19 protein-coding genes are annotated in these 21,943 nt (G+C 70.0%); 7 read left to right on the forward strand and 12 right to left on the reverse strand.

The window, feature by feature from the left end; all coding sequences use genetic code 11:
- Both D7X96_RS42055 and D7X96_RS33470 read right to left on the reverse strand, forming a co-directional pair.
- Positions 1 to 4,223, reverse strand: a 4,223-nt coding sequence (locus D7X96_RS42055) for a DUF4388 domain-containing protein (RefSeq protein ID WP_147468457.1), incomplete at its 3' end; no start/stop codon positions are given.
- A 34-nt stretch (positions 4,224 to 4,257) separates the two neighbouring features.
- A complete protein-coding gene (locus D7X96_RS33470) occupies positions 4,258 to 4,761 on the reverse strand; it encodes a tRNA (cytidine(34)-2'-O)-methyltransferase (protein ID WP_120551745.1) in 504 nt (167 codons plus the stop codon).
- A 17-nt stretch (positions 4,762 to 4,778) separates the two neighbouring features.
- Here D7X96_RS33470 and D7X96_RS33475 point away from each other — a divergent pair, with 17 nt between their 5' ends.
- The 3 genes from D7X96_RS33475 to D7X96_RS33485 all read left to right on the forward strand — a co-directional run bounded on the left by D7X96_RS33475 (position 4,779) and on the right by D7X96_RS33485 (position 7,534).
- Positions 4,779 to 5,147, forward strand: coding sequence for a DUF192 domain-containing protein (locus D7X96_RS33475; protein WP_120551742.1), 369 nt, complete (start codon positions 4,779 to 4,781; stop codon positions 5,145 to 5,147).
- Between the two features lie 83 nt (positions 5,148 to 5,230).
- Complete coding sequence (locus D7X96_RS33480) at positions 5,231 to 5,995, forward strand: Stp1/IreP family PP2C-type Ser/Thr phosphatase (RefSeq protein WP_120551741.1); 765 nt, start codon at positions 5,231 to 5,233, stop codon at positions 5,993 to 5,995.
- Between the two features lie 75 nt (positions 5,996 to 6,070).
- A complete protein-coding gene (locus D7X96_RS33485; RefSeq protein WP_121771577.1) occupies positions 6,071 to 7,534 on the forward strand; it encodes a hypothetical protein in 1,464 nt (487 codons plus the stop codon).
- On the opposite strand, the gene D7X96_RS33490 is transcribed toward D7X96_RS33485, so the two are convergent.
- Both D7X96_RS33490 and D7X96_RS33495 read right to left on the reverse strand, forming a co-directional pair.
- Positions 7,521 to 8,549 carry a nucleotidyltransferase family protein gene (locus tag D7X96_RS33490; protein ID WP_120551739.1) on the reverse strand — a complete coding sequence of 343 codons (1,029 nt, stop codon included), beginning with the start codon at positions 8,547 to 8,549 and terminating at the stop codon, positions 7,521 to 7,523. The genes D7X96_RS33485 and D7X96_RS33490 overlap by 14 nt on opposite strands.
- A 4-nt stretch (positions 8,550 to 8,553) precedes the next feature.
- The gene (locus D7X96_RS33495) at positions 8,554 to 9,594 is read right to left on the reverse strand and encodes an aminoglycoside phosphotransferase family protein (protein ID WP_121771578.1); all 1,041 of its coding nucleotides are present in this window, start codon (positions 9,592 to 9,594) and stop codon (positions 8,554 to 8,556) included.
- 262 nt (positions 9,595 to 9,856) lie between these two features.
- Here D7X96_RS33495 and D7X96_RS33500 point away from each other — a divergent pair, with 262 nt between their 5' ends.
- The gene (locus D7X96_RS33500; protein WP_120551737.1) at positions 9,857 to 11,224 is read left to right on the forward strand and encodes a pyridoxal-phosphate dependent enzyme; all 1,368 of its coding nucleotides are present in this window, start codon (positions 9,857 to 9,859) and stop codon (positions 11,222 to 11,224) included.
- Between the two features lie 93 nt (positions 11,225 to 11,317).
- Here the strand turns inward: D7X96_RS33500 and D7X96_RS33505 are convergent, their stop codons facing one another.
- The 7 genes from D7X96_RS33505 to D7X96_RS33535 form a co-directional block, all read right to left on the reverse strand.
- Positions 11,318 to 11,719 carry a hypothetical protein gene (locus D7X96_RS33505; RefSeq protein ID WP_120551736.1) on the reverse strand — a complete coding sequence of 134 codons (402 nt, stop codon included), beginning with the start codon at positions 11,717 to 11,719 and terminating at the stop codon, positions 11,318 to 11,320.
- Positions 11,720 to 11,722: 3 nt separating this feature from the next.
- Positions 11,723 to 12,121: a hypothetical protein gene (locus tag D7X96_RS33510; RefSeq protein ID WP_120551735.1), complete on the reverse strand. Its 399-nt coding sequence runs from the start codon at positions 12,119 to 12,121 to the stop codon at positions 11,723 to 11,725.
- A 151-nt stretch (positions 12,122 to 12,272) separates the two neighbouring features.
- A complete protein-coding gene (locus tag D7X96_RS33515; protein WP_120551734.1) occupies positions 12,273 to 12,731 on the reverse strand; it encodes a hypothetical protein in 459 nt (152 codons plus the stop codon).
- Between the two features lie 66 nt (positions 12,732 to 12,797).
- A complete protein-coding gene (locus D7X96_RS33520) occupies positions 12,798 to 13,244 on the reverse strand; it encodes a MaoC family dehydratase (protein WP_120551733.1) in 447 nt (148 codons plus the stop codon).
- Positions 13,245 to 13,320: 76 nt separating this feature from the next.
- Positions 13,321 to 15,120 (reverse strand): discoidin domain-containing protein, encoded by a 1,800-nt coding sequence (locus tag D7X96_RS33525; RefSeq protein ID WP_121771579.1) that lies wholly within the window; start codon positions 15,118 to 15,120, stop codon positions 13,321 to 13,323.
- Between the two features lie 88 nt (positions 15,121 to 15,208).
- The gene (locus tag D7X96_RS33530) at positions 15,209 to 16,354 is read right to left on the reverse strand and encodes a cystathionine gamma-synthase (RefSeq protein ID WP_121723794.1); all 1,146 of its coding nucleotides are present in this window, start codon (positions 16,352 to 16,354) and stop codon (positions 15,209 to 15,211) included.
- Positions 16,355 to 16,405: 51 nt separating this feature from the next.
- Positions 16,406 to 17,167, reverse strand: coding sequence for a crotonase/enoyl-CoA hydratase family protein (locus D7X96_RS33535; RefSeq protein ID WP_120551730.1), 762 nt, complete (start codon positions 17,165 to 17,167; stop codon positions 16,406 to 16,408).
- Between the two features lie 51 nt (positions 17,168 to 17,218).
- On the opposite strand from D7X96_RS33535, the gene D7X96_RS33540 reads away from it, so the two are divergent.
- The gene (locus D7X96_RS33540; protein WP_121723793.1) at positions 17,219 to 18,208 is read left to right on the forward strand and encodes a class I SAM-dependent methyltransferase; all 990 of its coding nucleotides are present in this window, start codon (positions 17,219 to 17,221) and stop codon (positions 18,206 to 18,208) included.
- 17 nt (positions 18,209 to 18,225) lie between these two features.
- On the opposite strand, the gene D7X96_RS33545 is transcribed toward D7X96_RS33540, so the two are convergent.
- Positions 18,226 to 19,413 (reverse strand): hypothetical protein, encoded by a 1,188-nt coding sequence (locus tag D7X96_RS33545; RefSeq protein WP_120551728.1) that lies wholly within the window; start codon positions 19,411 to 19,413, stop codon positions 18,226 to 18,228.
- 236 nt (positions 19,414 to 19,649) lie between these two features.
- Between D7X96_RS33545 and D7X96_RS33550 the strand changes: the two genes are divergently transcribed.
- Together D7X96_RS33550 and D7X96_RS33555 are read left to right on the forward strand one after the other, a co-directional pair.
- Positions 19,650 to 20,318, forward strand: a complete 669-nt coding sequence (locus D7X96_RS33550) for an RNA polymerase sigma factor (RefSeq protein WP_120551727.1) — start codon at positions 19,650 to 19,652, stop codon at positions 20,316 to 20,318.
- The coding region (locus D7X96_RS33555) for a FecR domain-containing protein (protein WP_121771580.1) at positions 20,305 to 21,943 on the forward strand (1,639 nt) is incomplete at its 3' end. The genes D7X96_RS33550 and D7X96_RS33555, both read left to right, overlap by 14 nt.

A 21,943-nucleotide genomic window follows, 5' to 3' on the forward strand; every position in this document is an offset into this window, starting at 1 on the left:
GGGATGGAGTCGGCCCAGTTCGAGGGAGCGGCGGGTTCGGGCTCCGCGGTGAGGATGATGTCCTCGGGCCCGAGCGTCAGGGGTTCCGGCTCCGGGGAAGCGGCGGCGACGGGGACGAGGACCGGAGGCGGCGTGGGGGGCGCGGCCGGGCGGTTGCGCCGGGGGAGTGAAGGCGGATGGGCGGGCTTGCCCTGTTCGGACAGGCGCTGGGCTTCGGCGGCGCGGGCCTCTTCGGCGAGGCGATGGAGTTCGGCCTGACGTGCCTCTTCGGCGAGGCGCGCGGCTTCGGCTTCGGCGTGGACGCGAGCTTCCTCGGCGAGGCGGGCGGCTTCGGCGGCGCGGGCCTCTTCGGCGAGCCGCGCTTCTTCCTCCGCGCGAAGGCGGGCTTCTTCAGCGAGCCGTGCCTCTTCGGCTACGCGCGCTTCCTCTTCTGCACGAAGGCGAGCTTCTTCCGCGAGGCGAGCCTCTTCGGCCAGCCGAGCTTCTTCTTCTGCGCGAAGGCGAGCCTCTTCGGCGAGCCGGGCTTCCTCTGCGAGCCGAGCTTCTCCCACGGCACGCAGGCGTGCTTCTTCGGCCAGGCGGGCCTCTTCAGCAAGCCGAGCCTCTTCCTCCGCACGAAGTCGGGCTTCTTCCGCGAGGCGAGCTTCCTCCTCCGCGCGAAGCCGGGCCTCCTCTGCCAGCCGGGCCTCTTCCGCGAGCCGAGCCTCTTCCTCCGCACGGATGCGTGCCTCTTCGGCCAGGCGCGCCTCTTCGGCCAGCCGGGCTTCTTCCTCGGCTCGGAGCCGGGCCTCTTCCGCGAGCCGAGCCTCCTCCGCCAACCGGGCTTCTTCCGCGAGCCGAGCCGCTTCGGCTACACGCGCCTCTTCCTCTGCACGAAGGCGTGCCTCCTCCGCGATCCGGGCCTCTTCGGCAAGTCGGGCCTCTTCTTCCGCACGAAGGCGAGCTTCTTCAGCAAGTCTGGCCTCCTCTGCGAGCCGAGCCTCCTCTTCCGCACGAAGGCGAGCTTCTTCAGCAAGGCGAGCCTCTTCCTCCAGCCGAGCCTGCTCCGCGAGTCGGGCCTCCTCCTCAGCGCGAAGACGAGCCGCCTCAGCGAGTCGGGCCTCTTCCTCAGCGCGAAGACGGGCCTCTTCAGCCAGCCGAGCCTCTTCGGCAAGGCGTGCTTCTTCGGCGAGACGAGCCTCCTCTTCGGCGCGAAGCCTAGCCTCTTCGGCAAGGCGTGCTTCTTCCGCGAGGCGTGCTTCCTCGGCCAGGCGCGCTTCCTCAAGCGCGCGGAGCCGAGCCTCTTCGGCAAGGCGGGCCTCTTCTTCCGCTCGAAGCCGAGCCTCCTCCGCGAGACGGGCCTCCTCTGCCAGACGCGCCTCTTCCTCCGCACGAAGCCGCGCCTCTTCCGCGAGGCGCGCCTCCTCAGCGAGACGAGCCTCCTCCTCAGCGCGAAGACGAGCCTCTTCCGCGAGGCGCGCCTCCTCAGCGAGACGAGCCTCTTCCTCAGCGCGAAGACGAGCCTCCTCCGCGAGGCGCGCCTCTTCAGCAAGGCGAGCCTCTTCCGACAGGCGTTCTTCCTCAGCGAGACGAGCCTCTTCGGCCAGACGAGCCTCTTCTTCGGCACGAAGGCGAGCCTCTTCCGCGAGTCGAGCCTGTTCCGCCAGGCGCGCTTCCTCAGCGAGACGAGCTTCCTCTTCAGCGCGAAGGCGGGCCTCCTCGGCCAGACGCGCCTCTTCCGCGAGCCGTGCCTCCTCCTCCTCCGCACGGAGCCGGGCCTCTTCCGCAAGGCGCGCTTCTTCCGCGAGCCGGGCTTCTTCCTCGGCACGGAGGCGGGCCTCTTCTGCGAGCCGCACCGCTTCAGCTACGCGCGCATCCTCTTCCGCACGAAGGCGAGCTTCTTCCGCGAGCCGGGCCTCCTCTGCGACGCGGGCTTCCTCAGCAAGGCGGGCCTCTTCTTCCGCCCGGAGCCGAGCCTCTTCTGCGAGTCGAGCCTCTTCTGCGAGCCGGGCCTCTTCAGCGAGACGGGCCTCTTCAGCGAGACGGGCCTCCTCGGCCAAGCGAGCCTCTTCCTCCGCACGAAGCCGCGCCTCTTCCTCATCACGAAGCCGCGCTTCTTCCTCGAGCCGGGCCTCTTCAGCCAAGCGCTCTGCCTCGATACGCGCCAACTCCGCTAGCCGAGCCTCCTCCTCAGCACGAAGCCGGGCTTCCTCCGCGAGGCGCGCCTCTTCGGCCAGCCGAGCTTCTTCAGCAATGCGCTCTGCTTCAATTCGCGCGGCTTCCTCGGCAAGGCGTGCTTCCTCCGCGAGCCGGGCCTCCTCTTCTGCACGAAGGCGAGCCTCTTCCGCGAGTCGAGCCTCCTCCTCCGCGCGAAGCCGGGCCTCTTCCGCATGGCGTGCCTCTTCGGCCAGCCGAGCCTCTTCCTCAGCACGGAGTCGGGCCTCCTCCGCCAACCGGGCCTCTTCAGCGAGCCGAGCTTCTTCGGCCAGGCGAGCCTCTTCCTCAGCGCGAAGGCGTGCTTCTTCCGCGAGCCGAGCCTCCTCGGCCAGACGAGCCTCTTCCGCGAGTCGAGCCTCTTCCGCGAGTCGAGCCTCCTCCGCGAGTCGAGCCTCCTCGGCCAGACGAGCCTCCTCGGCCAGACGAGCCTCTTCCTCCGCGCGGAGCCGAGCCTCCTCCGCGAGACGCGCTTCTTCTGCGAGTCGAGCCTCTTCTGCGAGTCGAGCCTCTTCCGCGAGCCGCGCCTCTTCTGCGAGTCGAGCCTCTTCGGCTGCTCGCGCTTCTTCCTCCGCGCGAAGCCGGGCTTCTTCCGCTAGGCGGGCCTCCTCCGCAAGACGAGCCTCTTCCTCAGCACGAAGCCGCGCTTCTTCCGCGAGGCGTGCCTCTTCCGCGAGGCGAGCCTCCTCGATCGCTCGGAGCCGAGCCTCTTCCGCGAGACGGGCCTCCTCCGCGAGGCGGGCTTCTTCTTCGGCACGAAGACGTGCCTCTTCAGCCAGCCGAGCCTCTTCGGCGAGTCGCTCGGCTTCAATGCGAGCCAACTCAGCGAGGCGGGCCTCTTCGGCGAGTCGCTCAGCTTCGATACGCGCCAGTTCAGCCAGCCGCGCCTCTTCGGCCAAACGTTCAGCTTCGATACGCGCAAGCTCGGCGAGCCGCGCCTCTTCCGCCAAACGCTCCGCCTCAAGACGGGCCTCTTCCGCGAGCCGCGCCTCTTCCGCCAAACGCTCTGCTTCAAGCCGAGCCAGCTCAGCGAGACGGGCCTCCTCCGCCAGCCGCGCCTCTTCTTCGGCACGAAGCCGGGCCTCTTCCGCGAGCCGAGCCTCCTCCGCCAGCCGGGCCTCTTCCGCCAGCCGCTCAGCCTCAATGCGCGCCAGTTCCGCGAGCCGAGCCTCCTCCGCCAGCCGCTCCGCTTCCAGCCGCGCCAGCTCCGCGAGCCTCGCCTCTTCCGCGAGCCGAGCCTCCTCCGCCAGCCGCTCCGCCTCCAGCCGCGCCAGCTCCGCGAGCCTCGCCTCCTCCGCGCGCCGCTCCGCCTCTTCGCGCCGGCGCGCCTCCTCGATGGCCCAGGCCTCCTCCTCCGCCTGCCGCAGCTCCTCCTCGCGCCGCAGCCGCTCGCGCTCCTCCCAGTCCTCCACCGACAGGGCCTCGATGCGGCCCTCGCGCTCCAGCACCCGCAGCAGCGCCTGCTGCGCTCCCGTCAGCGACTCCGGCCTCCGGAACGCCCCCAGCGTCTCCAGCAGGCTCCGCTCCGACGCGTCCGTCAGCCACGGCTCGCACGCCGCCACCTCCGGGCAGCGGTAGACCCTCGCGGGCACGGGCTCGCTGGGCGCCGGCTCCAGCGCCGCGCGCACCACCCGGACTCCGGCGATGGGCGCGAAATCCCCCGCCGCCTCCACCGCCTCCGCCTCGAAGTCCGCGCGCTCCGCCAGCTCGCTCAGCCTGCGCACCTGCGCCAGCACCTGCTGCTCGTGCACCACCGCCGGCTGCAGCCCGCGGTCCTCCAGCAGCTCCTCGTCCGGCGCCGCCGCGCTGCCCCGCGCCCACAGCGCGTCCAGGGCGTTCTCGTCCAACAACCCGTTCTGGAAGAGCGCCTGCGCCGGCGTCTGGTACCCGAAGCCCAGCTTCGCGCCCACCAGGTCGCCCTCGCGCAGCCACAGCGCGGACTCGCGTCCACCGGCGTGCAGCGTCAGCCGGCCGGTGGCTCGGGACTTGTGGGCGGCATACAGCGCTTCGGCGACCTGCGAGGCGGACATTCGGCCCCCGAGTGTAGCCCGTCCTGCCCGCCCCTCAATTCGACGGCGGCGTCTGCCTGGCCGCTGTCCCCAGCTGCACCTGACGCAGCGCCTCGTAGGCCCCAATCCCCACCGACGTCGAAAGATTCAAGCTCCGGCGCTCCGGCAGCATGGGGATGGTCACCGGCGTCCCCGTCCCCCCCTCCATCACCTCCGGCAACAGCCCCGTCACCTCCGAGCCGAACACCAGGTGGTCCCCCGGCTCGAACCGGGCCGCGTACAGCGACGTCTCCGCCCTCGCGGAGAACAGCCACCGCCGGGCCTGGGGGTACTCCGCGACATAGGCGTCGTACGTCGGGTACAGCTTCAGGAACACCTTGTCCCAGTAGTCCAGCCCCGCCCGCTTCAGGTTGCGGTCGTCGATGGAGAACCCCAGGGGCTCCACCAGGATGAGCCGGCACCCCGTCACCGCGCACAGCCGGGCCACGTTGCCGGTGTTGGGCGGAATCTGGGGCGACACGAGGACCAGATGCAGGGGGGACGCCAGGGGCTCAAGCATGGGATAGAACACCGGACATGCACTGGAGGGTGACCAACGAAACGCGGCAGCGGCTGCTCGCGGACCGCGCCGAACGGGCGGAGTCCTTCATCCAGCGCTTCCAGGGGCTCATGGGCCGCGCCTCGCTGCCCATGGGGGGCGGGATGCACATCGAGCCCTGCAACTCCATCCACACCTTCTTCATGCGCATCCCCATCGACGTCGCCTTCCTGGACGCGGAAGGGCGCATCGTCAAGCAACTGTCCGCCATGCCGCCCTGGCGCACGTCGTCCATCTACTTCAAGGCTCGCTCCGTCCTGGAGCTTCCGGCCGGGGTCCTTTCGGCCAGCGGCACCCAGGAGGGCGACCGCCTGGTCTTCACCCCGGGCGAAATCCCGGGGGCCTGACGAGAGGTTTTTGACCCCTTTTGGAGCGCTTTGTTAACGTCGCGCCGCGATTTTCACGCCTCACCCCGGAAGAGTCCCTTCGCATGCGCATCGAGGTCGCCGGCAGCACCCACGTCGGGATGAAGCGGAACCACAACGAGGACAACTACCTCGTGCTCACCGAGGAGAACCTCGTGTGCGTGGCGGACGGCATGGGAGGCCATTCGTCCGGGGAGATCGCCAGCCGCATCGCGGTGGATGAGCTGGGTGAGTTCTTCCGCCTCACGTCCAAGGACCAGGACGCCACCTGGCCCTTCAAGATGGACAAGCAGCGCAACTACGACGAGAACCGCCTGGCCACCGGCATCAAGCTGGCCAACGCGCGCATCTTCGAGCGCGCCACCACGGACTCCAAGTACAAGGGCATGGGCACCACCATCGTGTCCGTGCACTTCGCGGAGAACGGCGTCTACGTGGGCCACGTGGGCGACAGCCGCGTGTACTTCTTCCGCGGCGGCATCCTCCAGCAGGTGACGGAGGACCACTCGCTGCTCAACGACTACCTCAAGGCGAAGAAGCTCACGCCGGAGGAGATTGAAAACTTCCCCCACAAGAACGTCATCGTCCGGGCGCTGGGGATGAAGGAGCAGGTGCAGGTGGACGTCACCCGCGTGGATCCGCTGGAGAACGACGTCTTCCTGCTGTGCTCGGACGGCCTGAGCGGCATGATCTCCGACGCTCAGATGCAGGACATCCTGTCGCGCACGCCGGAGCTGGAGAAGGCGTGCGGCCAGCTCATCGACCTGGCCAACGCGGCCGGCGGCAACGACAACGTCACCTGCGTGCTGGCGCGCTGGCACGCCGCCTGAGTCAACCGTCCCATCCGGACGCGTGAGGGCCCGTGCTCCCAAGAGGAGCGCGGGCCTTCGTCTTGAGGAGCCCCCATGTCCTGGAACCTGCTGACCGGCCTGCTGCTGATGGCGGCCCCGCCTGACTTCTCCGCCCCGCTGACCGCCGCCGGAGAGAAGACCTCCGCCTCCACCGCGACGCTCACCTCCGACGGACAGCAGCTGGTGCTGGACGTGGACGTGGTGGACACGACGCCGTCGGCCGCGACGGACGACGTGCACTCGGATCACGTGGAGGTGTGGTTCGGGCTGGAGGCGCCCGACGCGCTGATGCCCTCCCGCGTCGTCACCACGTCTCCCGAGGGGAAGCTCTTCACGGTGAGCGGCAAGGACGACCCGAAAGCGCTCGAAGCCCTCATCCAGGTCGAGTTCCCGGCGGACGAGTTCTGTCGGAGGGACAAGCAGGCCGTGCGCGAGCAGCTGGGCACGGCGCCCAAGCGGACGCGGGTGCTGCTGGGGCTCGCGCACCTGGGCCTCTTTCCGGACGGCCGGCCCCCCGTGCTCTACGACGTGGAGCGCTACCCGGGCCTGTCCCCGGCCCTGGGCGAAGGCGACGTGCGCTACGAAGCGCTGCGGACGGCCACGGGCTACCACGTGCGCGCGGTGCTCCAGCCCGGGGCGCTGCTGTTCGTCCCGAAGGACGGCGTGCGCACGTTGCGCGTCCGGGTGGACGCCATCGACGCGGGCGACGCGGGCACGAAGGAGACGCTGCGCTCCACGCACCCGGCCCCGAAGTGGGGCGACGCGCAGACGCTGCGGACCGTGAAGCTCGCGAAGCCGCTCACGCCGAAGCTGGTGGAGGGCCTTCCGGAGCTGGGGCGCCCCCTGGCCAGGGCGCCCGGCGCGAAGCAGGCGTTTGATGCGCTGCCGCCCTACTTCCTGCGCACGGGCAAGACGTGGAGCGGTGTGCGGGTGCTCCGCAAGTCCCCCACGAGTTCCGAGGTGCGAGTCTGCTCCGAGACGCTCGATGACGTCACCGGATACAGCCCCCAGGCCAGTGTCTTCGGTCCGCCCACCCCGTTCGTGGGCGGGGACACCGCGAGCATTCCAATGACGGCCCCGGGCGCTCCAACGACGCTGTACCTCTCCCGGGCGCCGGGCGACCTGCGCGCCGTGCTGTCCAGCAAGGTGGTGGAGGCGTTCCGCTTCAAGGACGGCACGCCGGGACTCGTGGAGCGGAGCGATGACCCCATGTATGGCCGCTACACGGACGGGCCCTGCGGCGGCGCGACCACCGTCACGGTGCAGCTCGTGCGCATGGAGAAGCAGGGGCCGAAGCGGACCGTCCTGCTGACCTGGGACGACTGCGGCAGCCCCATCCTGGATGGAGCCGGGCACGTCGTGGCGCAGTACCCGGAGAGCGCCGACGAGGACACCACTCCGAAGATCACCTGGGCCACGCCGGGCCAGAAGCTGCGTATAACGTTCGGCTCCCTCCTCACGCTCGAAGCCACCTGGAAACCCGATGGCTCCGGCGTGAAGGTCCTCAGCGTCCGGTGAGCGGCGCGGGCACCCGGTGCGGGCCCCACGCGAGCACCTCGGTGAGCGCCTCACCGGGCGCCACCTGCGTCTCCTCGAACACGGCGCAGCGCTCCAGCCGCGCGCCCTGCCCCACCCGCGCTCCCGGGCCCACGGACACATTCGGCCCCACGGTGGAGTCCGCGTCCACGACAGCGCCCGCGCCGACATACGCGGGCCCGCGCACGGTGCCCGCGACGCGGGCCTCCGGGTGCACCCACGCCCCGTCCGCCGAGGCCTTCAGCCCGTGCAGCGGCGAGTCCTTGCCCAGCGCCTGCAACGGCACGCGCCCTTCGAGCACGTCCCGCACCGTGGCCAGGTAGCGCGACGGCATGCCCAGGTCGGACCAGTACGCGTCCACCGCGTGCCCGCGCACCTGGAGCCCCGCCTGCATCACCCGCACGTAGACCTCGCGGTTGATGTCCTCGGGGCCTTCCGCCGTCATGAAGTCGAACACGCTGGGGGACATCACGTGCACGCCGGTGAAGTGCCACGGCGTCAGGCCCTCACCGCCCGGGCCATGGCCCGCGATGCGGCGCACCTGCCCGCCCGCGTCCGACTCCACCGCCGCGTACTTCTCCCCTTCCGGCATGGGCAACAGCACCATCGTCGCCACCGCGCCGGACTCCCGGTGCGCCGCGACCACGGGCCTCAGATCCACCGGGAAGAGGATGTCCCCGTTGAACACGAGGAAGTCCTCGCCGGAGAGGAAGTCGCGCAGGCCGCGGATGCCGCCGCCCGTGCCCTGGATGACGGGCTCGTGCACCACGTGCAGCGGCAGCCCCGCGCGCTCGCACTCCGCGCGGGCCACCGCCGCCATCGTGTCCGGCAGGTGGTGCGTGTTGATGCCCACCGCCGTCACCCCGGCGGCCTTCAGCACCGCCAGGTGGTAGCGCAAGAGCGGCTGGCCGAGGAACGGCATCGCCGGCTTGGGCCAGCGCTCCGTGAGCGGGCGCAGGCGCGTGCCCAGGCCCGCGCAGAGGACCATCGCTTTCATGGTTTCAGGCCGCCAGTTCGGGCACGTACTTCGCAATCAGCTTCTGCAGCCCCGCCAGCTCCGGCCGGCGCGCGAACGCGGCCTTCACGTAGCGCAGCGACGCGGGGATGGAGACGAGGAAGCCCGGGTTGCCCTTCACGCGGTTGATGAACTCGAAGCGGCCCGCGTCCTTCAGCTTGCGCTGGATGGTGAGCAGGTCGAAGAACGCCTTGAACTCCCTGGCGTCGATCTTCTCCCCGCTCTCCTTCTCGAACGTGGCGATGTAGCGGTCCAGCATCGTGTCCACGAAGTCGCGGTCCAGCTCCACGTAGCTGTCGCGCAGGAGCGCCACCAGGTCGTACTGGCGAGGGCCCTGGAGCGCGTCCTGGAAGTCGATGACGACGAGCTCGCCCTCCTTCACCATGATGTTGCGGCTCTGGTAGTCGCGGTGCGTGAAGCCTCGCGGCGCGGCGGCGAGCGTCTTCGCGATGTCGCGGAACGTGGCGTCCAGCTGGGCGCGCTCCCCGGCCGTGGGCTGCTTGCCGCTCCAGGCCTCCAGGCCCCACTCGCGGAAGTGGTGCAGCTCCCAGTCGTACAGGTCTTCATCGAAGGCGCGCGTGAAGGCCAGGCACTCCGGGTCGCGCTGCTTCTCCGCCTGGACGCGCAGCTTCGCCAGCAGGTCCACCGCGCGCGTGTAGAGCGCCTGGTTGTGGCGGCCGCCCTCCAGCGCGGACTCGAAGGTGATGTCGCTCAGGTCCTCCAGCACCATCATGCCCGCGGGCTCGTCGTAGCGGAGGATGCGCGGCACGCGCACGCCCAGCTTCTCCAGGTAGCGGTGCACGTTGATGAAGGGCAGCTCCTTCGGGGGCTCGCCCTTGGTGGCCTCCTCGCTCTTCTTCGTCGCGTCCGGCGGCATCACCATCAGCACCCAGCTCTCCGGGGCGCTGCCGACGCGGTAGTAGGAGCGGTTGCTCGCGTCGCCCTTCAACTTCTTGATGGGGGCATCGGGGACGGGACGGCCAATGGCCTGTCCCACCTGGTCGCGAAGGGCGGCCTCAAGTTCCATGGGGGGCGGGTACTCCGGCGGGGGAAGGAAAGACGCCCGCGAGTATCGGAGGCACGGCGCGGCGGGTCAAAGCCCGCGTGGGCCACATGCCCGGCGGACGCCTGCCCTGTCGCCTACGCGACGAGGAACCCCCCAGGAGAAACCCCCACCCGGTCGCGGCATCCTGCGTCAGGAAGGGCCGTGCCTTCGGGCATGTTCCCCCTGACGGGGTGGAGCACATATAAGGCCCCGACCCCCACATCTTTTCGGGAAGCCACGCACGATGGACATCCAACAGAACATCCTCACCGCCATTGGCCACACGCCGCTGGTGAAGCTCAACAAGCTCGTCGGTCCGAACGACGCCACCGTGCTCGTGAAGTGCGAGTTCATGAACCCCGGCGCGTCCATCAAGGACCGCATGGCGCTCTACATCATTGAAAAGGCCGAGCGGGAGGGGAAGCTCAAGCCCGGCGGCACCATCGTGGAGAACACGTCCGGCAACACCGGCATGGGCGTGGCGCTGGCCGCGGCGGTGAAGGGCTACAAGTGCATCTTCACCATGCCGGACAAGATGTCCCTGGAGAAGATCAACCGCCTGAAGGCCATGGGCGCCCAGGTCGTCGTCACGCCGACGAACGTCCCCGCGGAAGACCCGCGCAGCTACTACGAGACGTCCAAGCGGCTGGCCAAGGAGACGCCGGGCGCGTTCATGCTGAACCAGTACCACAACCCGGACAACATCGAGGCGCACTACCACACGACGGGTCCGGAGATCTTCCAGCAGACCGAAGGCAAGTTCGACTACTTCGTGTCCGGCCTGGGCACCGGCGGCACCATGAGCGGCGCCGGCAAGTACCTCAAGGAGAAGATCCCCGGCCTGAAGAACATCGGCGTGGATCCGGAGGGCTCCGTCTACGAGGGCTACTTCAAGACGGGCAAGCTCACCGAGCCGCACGTCTACAAGGTCGAGGGCATTGGCGAGGACATGCTCTGCGGCGCCATGGACTTCAAGGTCGTGGACGACGTGCGCCAGGTGGATGACCGCATGTGCTTCAACGCCGCGCGCCGGCTGGCGCGTGAGGAGGGCATCTTCGCGGGTGGCTCCTCCGGCGCGGCCGTGCACGTGGCGGTGCAGCTGGCGAAGGAAGTCGGCAAGGGGAAGACCATCGTGGTCGTCCTGCCGGACTCCGGCAGCAGCTACATCAGCAAGTTCCACTCCGACGAGTGGATGCGCGACAACGGCTTCATGCAGGAGAAGGGCGCCGGCACCGTGCGCGACATCATTGGCGCCAAGCCCCGCGACCTGAAGACGGCCAAGCGCGGTGACCGCGTGGACCGCGTGGTGGAGACCATGCGCAGCCACGGCATCAGCCAGATGCCGGTGGTGTCCGACGACGGGCGCGCCGTGGGCATGGTGCACGAGTACGACCTGCTCAACGCCCTGGTCGCCAACAAGGTGAAGTTCCAGGACGCCATCGACCCCATCGTCGCCCCGCTCCAGGGCGCCGTGTCCGCCGAGGCCAGCATCGACCGGCTGCGTGAAATCTTCGCGCGCGACAACGTGGCCGTGGTGAAGGACGGCGAGACGGTGGTCGCCATCGTCACGAAGATCGACCTCATCGACTACCTGCACCGCACCGCCGCCTGAGGCCGCGGGAGCCCAGAAACACCGCGGGCCTGGAAGGAGGAGGACATCCTCCCTTCGGGCCCGTCGTGTTTGCTGAAGGGCTGCGTGTGCTTTTCAGAGTCCCGGCGGATCCGGCTTCGTCAGGTCCAGGGCCACCATGTGGTAGCCGGGGCCCACGTGCATGAAGCCGAAGCGCTCCGCGCGGTTCTTGATGGCGTCCAGCTGCGAGTAGCCCAGGAGCAGCTTGAAGCCCTGCCGCCGGGCCTCGTCGCGAACCGCGGCGACGATGGCGTTGACGGCCTCGTTGCGGTCCTCCTTGGTCAGCCCGGGCGCGGCGATGATGCCTTCAATCAACGCCACCGAGCTGTCCGTGCGGTACAGGAAACCCGCCGCCTTGTCCGGCACCACGAAGCCGTACTCCGGCAGGGCGTCCGGCGTCATCGTCTCATCCCACGGCTTGCGCCACAGGTTGAGCAGTTCGTGGTGGACCTTGGGGTCGAAGCGGACGGGCTTCATGGACTAGGAGAGGAACGTGGACATCTTCTGGGCCGCGAGCTCCGTCGCGTTGTTCATGCCCAGGTTGGTGAGCGGGTTGCTCTTGGTGGCCTTGAACAGGTCGCCGACGATGTCGGTGACCTTGCTCTTGCCCTTCGCCAGGTTCAGCGCGCCGGACAGCAGGCTGTTGCCGCCCGCGCCGTCCATCAGGCCCGAGTTGGCGAAGGCCCCCAGTGCGTTCTTGAACACGCCGCCGCCCGGAATCAGGTCGGTGGCCGCGCCCAGCAGCGACTGGATGGGGTTCTTGCCCTGCATCAGGCCGCTGGCGAAGCCCATCGCCGCGCCCAGGAGCGGGTTCACCATCGTCACGAACGGCTTGACGATGTCCATCACCTTGCCGAGAGCCTTGCCGATGCCACCCATGGTCTGATCCTTTTCGTGGAGGGCCGCGCGGGCCCTCGAAGTGTGACTGTCAGTGGGATTCTCGGAAGGACGCCGGAGAAGTTTCCGGTTCCGGGATTATCCGGCCCCACCACTGAAAAGCCCCGGGATTCCAGGGGCTTGGAGAGGCGGCTCAGCCCCGGATGGGGCCCTTTTTCGCCTCCGCCGGGTCCACGGCGGCGCCGGGCTTGGGGGCCACGGGCTGGCCGGGCTTGCTGGCGGTGCCCAGCGCGGCGCTGTAGCGCTGCTCGTGGCTCTTGTCGCTGCTGAAGCCGTCGCGCTGCTGGGCGGGGCTGATGACGATCTCCCCGTCGATGATCTTCTGCAGGTGGGTGCCGATCTCCTCCACCGTGGCGATCTTCGGGTCGCGCGCCTTCAGCTCCTCGTCCGGGATGATCTCCAGCTGGGGCGGCTTGTCCGGATGGATGGCGTAATCGAGGATCTTCTCCACGTACTGCGCGACGGGGATCTTCAGCATCTCCGCCTGCTGCTTCACGTCTTCATCCGCGAGCAGCTCCGCGCGCACCACTTCCACGGGACGCTTCAGCCGGCTGGGCGCCGGAGGAGGAACGACCTCGTTGTTGTTGGACATGGGCTTCTCCTTTGGGCGTATTGCTAACCCAGGTCAGCCCTGGAACTCAAAGTGTGGGTCGTTTCGCTACGGTGCGGGGCGGCGGGCGAAGAGGGCGTTGGCCACCTCCGTCATCACCACCTCGCCGTGCTGGTTCACGACCTCCAGGCGCAGCTTGAGCGCGCCGCGGTCCGGCTTGCTCGTGGAGGGCTTCGCCTCCAGCGTCTCGATGCGGATCCTCAGCGAGTCCCCCGGGCGCACCGGCTTCTTCCAGCGCAGCTCGTCCAGGCCCGGTGAGCCCATGCCGGCGGCCTGGCCCAGCAGGCCCTCCACCATGAGCTTGTGGCAGATGGCGGCGGTGTGCCAGCCGCTGGCGATGATGCCGCCGTAGATGCTCTTGCCGGCGGCGTCCTCGTCGATGTGGAAGGGCTGGGGGTCGAACTGGCGCGCGAACGCGACAATCTCCTCGCGTGTCACCACGTACGGTCCCCGCTCCATGATTTCGCCGACGGGGAAGTCCTCGAAGTAGCGCATGGTGTCCCTTCCGTTGTGATGCCGGGCCCGCCGGCGGTGCATACCGCCCTTCCCTACCCTCCGGCGGGCCTCGCGGCTACTGCGGAAGCGGCTCCTCGGGGTCGGCCACGGACTCCGGCGTGTCCGCGGGCGGCACGGGCCCGCGCAGCACCGGCTCCGCGCGGTCATCCGTGGGGCCCGGCGGCGTTTCCCCGGGCGCGTCCGCCTCCAGGACGCGGGTGGCGGACTTCTTCAGCGTCTTCGTGAGCGTCAGCGTGTCGCGCACGGTGTTGCTGGAGGTGATGAGCCGCGCGGTGAGCGTGCCGCCGTCCACCGTCACGTCGAGGAAGCCATAGGCCTGGTTGTCGCGCAGCGCGGTCCACGCGGGCTGGCTGGAGGGGAATGGACGCAGCGTGGCGCCGCCGCTTCCCACCACGAGGTACGGGATGCCGCGCTGGGTGCTGGAGGCCATGTTGTCGCCGTACATGGGCTTGCTGCGCTCGTAGTCGTGGTCATGCCCGGTGAGCACCAGGTCCACGCCGTACTTCTCGAACAGCGGGCCGAACTGCCGGCGCATGGTGAGCTGCGAGCCGTGCTCGCCGCTGGACCACGACGGGTGATGGAAGAAGGCCACCACCCACGGGCGCGTGTTCGCGGCCAGGTCCGACTCCGCCCACGCCTTCTGCGCCGCCAGCGTGCACCGGTCCGAGGACGCCAGGCCCACCGCGCAGTTGGAGTCCAGCGAGAGGAAGTGCACCGGGCCCCAGTCGAACGAGTAGTAGCGCTCCGTGCCCGCCGGGTTGTTGGCCGGCAGGTACATGTTGTCCAGGTAGGGTTGCGCCTGGTTCGTCACGTACTCGTGGTTGCCGGGCGTGGCGAACATGGGGACTTCGCGCAGCAGGCCGGCCATGGGCGCGAAGAGGTGCGCCTGGAACTCCGCGTCCGTGCCATTCGGGTAGGCGTTGTCGCCCAGGGCCAGCAGCAGCTCGGAGCGCCACTGCGGCGTGTTCATCACCGCCATCACCTTCGCCTGCATGCTGCCGCCGGTGCCGAAGTCGCCCATCGCGGTGAAGCGCGCCTTCGTGGTGGCGGACGTCGTGGACGTCTGGAAGCTCCGCAGGCCCGTCTTGCTGCCGCAGGCCTCCACCACGTAGCCGTAGGTGCGGCCCGCGGACAGGCCTTCCAGCTTCACCGCGTGGCGCGTGCCGGACACGCCCGCGCTGACGGAGGACGTGAGGCTGGTGCCCTCGCCGTAGCGCACCGTGGGGGTGCAGGCGCTGGCGGTGCGGAAGGCCACGATGGCGGAGTTCTGCTTCACGCTCTGCAGGTACGGCAGGCGCGGCAGCGCGGCGCCGGAGTCGGAGGTCGACGGCGGCGCACTGGCCGCGCACGCCCGGGCCTCCGCGATGGAGTTCCAGTCGTTCACCGTGTTGCCGTTGACGGTGATGCGCACGTAGCGCGCGCTGCGCGAGGAGAACGCCACCGTCTGCGCGGACGTGTTGAGCGCGCTGTCGCCCGCGTACGCCTGCGTGAAGGTGCTGCCGTCCGTGGACGTGGAGACGGCGAAGTGGTTCTGGCGCTCGTTGCCCCGGTGCCACGCGATGGTGGTGCCCGTGAGCGGCTGCGCCGAGCCCAGGTCCATCTGCAGCCAGACGCCCGTGCCCTGCGCGCTCCAGCGCGTGCCCAGGTCGTTGTCCTGCGTGTTGGCGGGAACGTTGCCGTCGTCACCACTGGCCGTCACCGACCTGGTGACGAGCTGATTGCAGTTGGACGCGGACAGCGACTCCGGCAGCGCGGCCGGAGGGAAGTCGGAATCGGTGGGAACGGGCGGAGACTCGCAGCCAGTCGCGAGCCACGCGCCCAGGAGGCAGGTGGGGCCAAGCAGTCGGTTACGCATCGCGCCGGAAACGTTGTGTACCAACCAACATTCCCCCTGCCCCGGAGGGCAGGCCTGGCAGGCAGGAGCGCGAGCGAGCGGCCGGGGACTACTTCACGCGGTCGAGCGCGTTCGCGAGGTCGTCGATGAGGTCCTGCGCGTCCTCGATGCCGACGGACAGGCGGATGAAGCCGTCCGCGATGCCCAGCTTCTCCCGCGTCTCCCGGGGGATGGAGGCGTGGGTCATGATGGCCGGGTGCTCGATGAGGGACTCGACGCCGCCCAGGGACTCGGCGCAGGCGAAGACCTTCACCGTCTTGAGGAAGGTGCGCGCCGCCTCCAGGCCGCCGTGGATGTCGAACGTCAGCATGCCGCCGAAGCCGGTCATCTGCTGCCTGGCGAGCGCGTGCTGCGGGTGCGTCTCCAGGCCCGGGTAGGTGACCTTCTTCACCTGCTTGTGCGTGGACAGGTACTGGGCCACCTTCATCGCGTTCTGCGCGTGGCGGTCCATGCGCACGTGCAGCGTCTTCACGCCGCGCAGCACGAGGAAGCTGTCGAAGGCGCCGGACACGCCGCCCACCGCGTTCTGCAGGAAGTACATCCGCTCCGCGATGTCGTCACGGCTGGTGCAGACGAAGCCGCCCACCACGTCGCTGTGGCCGTTGAGGTACTTCGTCGTGGAGTGCGCCACGACGTCGAAGCCCAGCGACAGCGGCTTCTGGAAGTACGGCGTCATGAACGTGTTGTCCGCGACGGACAGGATGCCGCGCTTCTTGGCGACCTCGGCGATGCGCGCCAGGTCGATGAGCTTGAGCATCGGGTTCGTGGGGGTCTCCACCCAGACCATCTTCGTCTTGGGGGTGATGGCCGCCTCGAAGTTCTCCGGCTTGGAGAGGTCCACGAAGGAGAAGTTCAGGCCGGAGCGCTTGAACACCTTGTCGAAGATGCGGAAGGTGCCGCCGTACACGTCGTCGGAGACGATGACGTGGTCACCGGCCTCCAGCATGTGCATCAGCATGTCCGTGCCGGCGAGGCCGGACGCGAACGCGGCGCCGTACTTCGCGCCCTCCAGCGCGGCCAGGCAGTCCTGCAGCGCCTTGCGCGTGGGGTTCTGCGTGCGGCTGTACTCGTAGCCCTTGTGCTCCCCCGGCCCGTCCTGGACGTAGGTGGAGGTCAGGTACACGGGCGTCATGATGGCGCCGGTGGTGGGATCCGGCTCCTGGCCGGCGTGGATGGCGAGCGTGTCGAAGCGCATGGCTTCGCGAACTAACACAGTCCCACCGGCCGTGCAGCGCTCCCGGGGTCTTCAGTCGAACTGGCCGTGCCGCCCCGCCCCCTTCGCGAACCGCGTCGCCCCGGGGATGGACTCCGAGTGGAGCACCTTCACTCCCCCCTGGAACTCCTGGCGCATCGCGTCTTCAAAGGCCAGGTCGCCCTGGGCGTAGGCGGAGGCCCGGTCCGCCTTCATGCAGGCCTGGGGGAAGGCGGCGATTTGAGCGGCCAGCGCCTCCGCCGCGGCCCGGGCCCCGCCCTTCGACGCCACGCGGTTGACCAGGCCCATGCCCAGCGCCTCGTCAGCCGACACGGGGCGTCCGGTGAGGATGAGGTCCAAAGCGCGCGACAGGCCAATCAGCCGGGGCAGGCGCACGGTGCCCCCGTCGATGAGGGGCACGCCCCAGCGGCGGCAGAAGACGCCCAGCACCGCGTCCTCCTCCACCACGCGCAGGTCGCACCACAGGGCCAGCTCCAGGCCGCCCGCCACCGCGTGGCCGCTGATGGCCGCGACCACCGGCTTGGACAGCCGCATGCGCGAAGGACCCATGGGCCCGTCCCCTTCCGGCTCCAGGCGCAACAGGCGTCCTTCCGACACGGCCTTCAGGTCCGCGCCCGCGCAGAACGTGCCGTCGTCGCCGTAGAGCACGCCCACCTTCGCGTCGGGGTCCGCGTCGAAGGCGCGAAAGGCGTCCGCCAACTCCCGGGCCGTGCCGGCGTCCACCGCGTTGCGGACCTCCGGCCGGTGGAGGATGACGGTGGTGACGGGGCCGTTCTTCTCGACGCGCACGCTCATGGGCGGCGGTTTTCCCCCGCCCCCGGGGCGGCCTGCAATATGAGGGGAGCCATGTCGGACGAAGGCAAACAGGAGACGCAGGGCGCGGGTGGCATGTTCGAGAACCGCCTGCGCAAGAACGCGAAGCGCCTGCGCAAGTGGGCCCGCGCGCAGGGGCTCACCGCCTTCCGCGTCTACGACCGGGACATCCCCGAGTACCCCTACGCCGTGGACCTCTACGGCGACCACGCCCACGTCGTGGAGTTCCCCCGCCGCAAGGCCCACGCGAAGGGCTCCACGGAGAGCGCCGAGCGCGACGAGGTCCTGGCCGCCGTCACCGCCGTGCTGGGCGTGCCCAACGAGCGCATCTCCGTGAAGACGCACACGCCCCAGCCCTGGGGCCGCTCGCAGTACCAGCGCGTGGGCCAGGGCAGTGAGCGGCTGGTGGTGGAGGAGCAGGGCCTCAAGTTCTGGGTGAACCTGGGCGACTACCTGGACACCGGCCTCTTCATGGACCACCGCAACACCCGCGCGCGCGTGCGGAGCGAGGCCCAGGGGAAGCACTTCCTCAACCTCTTCGCGTACACCGGCGCGTTCACCGTGTACGCGGCGGCCGGCGGCGCGGCGAGCAGCGTGAGCGTGGACCTGTCCAACACGTACCTGGACTGGGCCGAGGACAACCTGGTGCTCAACGGCCTGGCGGACCCTCGCCACGTGCTCATCCGCGCGGACGCGAAGGCGTGGCTGGAGGACCAGGCGAAGCACGGCGATGAGCGCTACGACCTCATCGTCTGCGACCCGCCGTCGTTCTCCACGTCGAAGAAGATGTCGGGGACCTTCGACGTGCAGCGCGACCACGTGCGGATGCTGGAACACCTCCGGGCGCTCATGGCCCCCGGAGGCGTCCTCTACTTCTCCACCAACTTCCTGGGCTTCGAACTGAAGGACTCCGCGACCCGGGACATGGAGAAGGTGGAGGAACTCACCCCCCGCTCCATCCCCGAGGACTTCCACCGCAAGGAGATCCACCGCTGCTGGCGCATGGTGGCCCCCTCGCGGTGAGCCCTAACCGCTGACGGCTACAGCCAGCAGACGTTGTCCTGGCAGCGCTCGCCGGAGGGGCACTCGCAGTTGGCCTGGCAGGCCTTGCCGGAGCCGTGGTTCACCGGCTTGCACTGGCCGCTGGTGCAGGCCTGGCCGGCCGGGCACTCGCAGTTGGCGCGGCACACGGTGCCGGACGTCCCCGCGTCGTACGACGGCTGCGCCGGGGGCAGCTTGCACTTGCCGCTGGTGCAGACCTCACCGGACGGGCACTCGCAGTTCACCGTGCAGGAGATGTTGCTGCCAGAGCCCGCGTCCGGCACGGGCTGCTTGCAGTAGCCGCCGTTGCACACCTGGCCGGAGGGGCAGTCGCAGTTCGCCTGGCACGCCTGGCCCGGGTCCGGCTGCGGCGACTTGCACTGGCCGCTGGTGCAGACCTGGCCGGCCGGGCACTCGCAGTTGGCCTTGCACTGGCCGCCGGAGGGGATGGGCAGGCAGTAGCCCACCTCGCACTTGGTGTCCGCCGAGCACTCCGTCGTGGAGGAGCAGGGCGCGCGGCACTGGCCGTTCACGCAGTCGCGGCCGGAGGGGCACTGGGCCTCCGTGGTGCACGCGTTCGGGTCCGTCGGCTGCTTCTCGCACAGGCCCTGGATGCACCGGCCGCCCGGGCCGCACTTGTCGTCATCGTCGCACTGCTGACGGCACTGGCCGTTGATGCAGAAGTGGTCCGTGCCGCAGTCAGTGTTGACCCGGCAGACCGGGCCAGAGCCGCCGTCCGTGCCCGCGTCGGGCTTGGTGCCGCCGTCCGTGCCCGCGTCCGGCTTCGTGCCGGCGTCAGGCTTGGTGCCCGCGTCCGGCTTCGTGCCGCCATCCGTGGTGCCGGTGCCGGAAGAGGTGCAGAAGTTGTCCTTGCAGCGGCCGCCCGCGCCACATTCCGAGTCGCGGTAGCACGACTGGGCGCACCAGCCGTTGATGCACATCTGCGTGCCGGGACACTCGCTGGAGTAGACGCAGCCCTGGGAGTCGGAGCTCAGGTCCCAGCAGCTGCCGGAGCGACAGTACTGGTTGGAACCACAGTCGGACGTGGTGGAGCAGCCGTAGCTGGTGTCGTAGTCGTCGTCGGGCCAGTAGCCGCCGCCGTTCGTCTCGAGGATGCAACCCGACAGCAGGCCTAACAACGCAAGAAACGGCACGAATAACGCGCCACGAAGCGTGGTGTTCCTCATGAGTGGGGGCTCCAAACGAATGGGATGGGGGTCCAGCCGGCCGCTGGGGGGGTCTCATCCGATTTCGAGAGCCTTCGACGCAAGACGGGTCCGTATTGATCAAATAATTTTGATCTTTTTTTGTTCGTCCGGAGACCCAGGGGCACGGAGGCTGTGTGCTCGTCTGGACCACCGATACAGACTGGAGGGCGTTCCTGGAGGGGGGCGTCCCGCGTCGTCCCCAAGGAGAGGCCCTGGTGTTCAGCCGAGGAGCGCGCACGTGGGCGACCGCCGTCACGCCGGAGTCCGGCGTGGACGGAGTGGGCGTGCACGGGGCGGTCTCCGCGGAGGAGGCCCACCTGCGGCTCCTGGTCCAGCGGGTCCAGCAGGGAGACCTGACCGCCTTCGAGCAGCTCTACGAGGCCACGAAGCTGGACGCGGCGCGCACGCTGCGCCACCTGGTGGGAAACCGCGTGGAGGTGGATGACCTCCTCCAGGAGACGTACCTGCGGCTGCTCACGGCGGTGAAGGGCTTCCGGGGGGAGTCGCGCTTCAAGACGTTCCTCTACCGGGTGTGCGCCAATGTGGCGCTCAGCCATCTGAGGTGGAAGCGGCGCCGGCCGGAGGACCCCTTCGCGGAGCCGCCGGAGGTGGTGGCGACCGGGGAGGACCCGGAGCGCGCCGCGGAGCGACGTCAGGCGGCCCGGCTGGTGGAGGCGGCGCTGGAGAAGCTCACGGCCAAGAAGCGCATCGTCTTCGTCTACGCCGAGCTGTGCGGCATGAGCGCGGACGAGATTGCCCTGGCCGTGGGAAGCTCTCCCAACACCGTGCGCAGCCGCCTGCACCACGCGAGATTGGAGTTCACCGAAGCCATGCAGCGTCTGGTCGTCGCCCGGCCGGTGGGAGGTTCCCATGGCCGGCCATGAGACCGAGTCCCTGTGGGCGCTGGCCTCGGGGGAGCTGGATGCCTCCGGCAAGGCGCGCGTGGAGGCGCACCTGACGGAGTGCCCCGCGTGCGCGGCGGAGTGGAAGCGCGTGGTGGAGGCCCGGGCGCTGCTGCACACGGCGCGCTCGGTGGAGCCCCAGGTGCGGTGGGAGGCGACGGGAGCGAAGCTGAAGGCCGCCGCGGCGAAGCGGATGGCGGTGCCCGAGCGGCGCTTCGCGTCGCCCTGGGCGCTGACGCTCGCGGCCGCCTGCGCCATCGCGCTGGTGGTGTGGCTGGGTGGAACGCGCTGGAGGAGCGGCGCGACGCAGGCGCCGGCGTCCGCCGTCGCGTCGGCCCCGGTCTCGCCATCGAAGCAGGACGCGGTCCGGCCGCCCCCCGTGCCAGAGAAGCAGGAGCGGGTCGCGACCCGGGCTGAATCGACGGCCACCACGGAGGCGGAGCGCGCCAGTGGCGCGGTGCTGCGAGAGGCCACGGGCCAGGAACACGCGCTGGCGGCCGGGATGCGGCTGCGCGCGGGCATGGCGGTGCGGACGCCTCCGAAGGCGTCGGCCGTGCTGCGGCTTCCGGATGAGAGCCGGGTGCGTCTCTCTGCTGGCTCCGACGTGGTGCTGGCCCGCGCGGAGCCGGACGCCGTGCACCTGACCGTGCAGCAGGGACGGCTCTCCGTGAGCGCGTCCCATGCGAAGCGCGAGGCGTTCCTCGTGGAGTCCGCGGGCCTGCGCGTCTCCGTGGTGGGGACGGTCTTCTCGGTGGAGCGCACGGCGGCCGGTGCCTCGGTGGCGGTGCTCGAAGGACGCGTGCGCGTGGACGCGGACGGTCAGCCTCCGCGCTTCGTGGACGCGGGCCAGCGCGTGGAGCTCACCGGCGCGGGTGGAGCGGCGACGCCTCGCGCGCTCTCTTCGGCGGACCATCAGGCGTTCCGGGACCTGCGCGCCGCCGAGCCTGGCGCCATGGTCGCGAGCGTCGTGCCCGCGAAGAAGAGCCCGTCCGCCGTCACGAGCCCCACGCCTCCCGTGGAGCACAACGCCGAGCCGCCCGCGCAGGCAGTCGCCCAGGCGACGCCCGAGGCCCTGGCTCCGGAAGCGCCTCCGCACGCGGCCAACACGGAGATTCCCCGGGCCGTGGCCGCGGTGCCCCGGGAGTCCACTCCGCCCGACGAGTTCGTGCCGTTCCCTGGCGCACCGGCGGGCTCGCTCGCGTCCTCCGCGCCGACGCCGGGCGCCGTGCAGGCTCCCTCCCAGGCCCCGGTACCGCCCGCCGAGCCGCGCAAGCGCAAGACGCTGGGCGGGCTCGTTCCGGGAGGCCTGCTGTCGGACGACTCCGATGAGCGCTTCCTCGGCTACGCCAAGGTCCAGACGGCCGGCAACACGTGCGGGCAGTTCCTCGTGGGACTGGGGGAGATCGCCGCCGCCAGCCCGCTCGCGGGCCACCGCGAACAGGCCCGCATCCTGCGCGGCCGCTGCTTCAACCGGCAGCACCAGCCCGCGGACGCGGAGGACGAGTTCCGCCAGTACCTGCGCGAGTTCCCCAACGGCCGCTACGCCACCGAGGCCCGCATCGCCCTGGGCATGTCCGCCGAGCCCGAGCCCGGCGCCGCCCCGAGGC

It is taken from the genome of Corallococcus interemptor (genome assembly GCF_003668875.1).
GTDB lineage: Bacteria > Myxococcota > Myxococcia > Myxococcales > Myxococcaceae > Corallococcus > Corallococcus interemptor.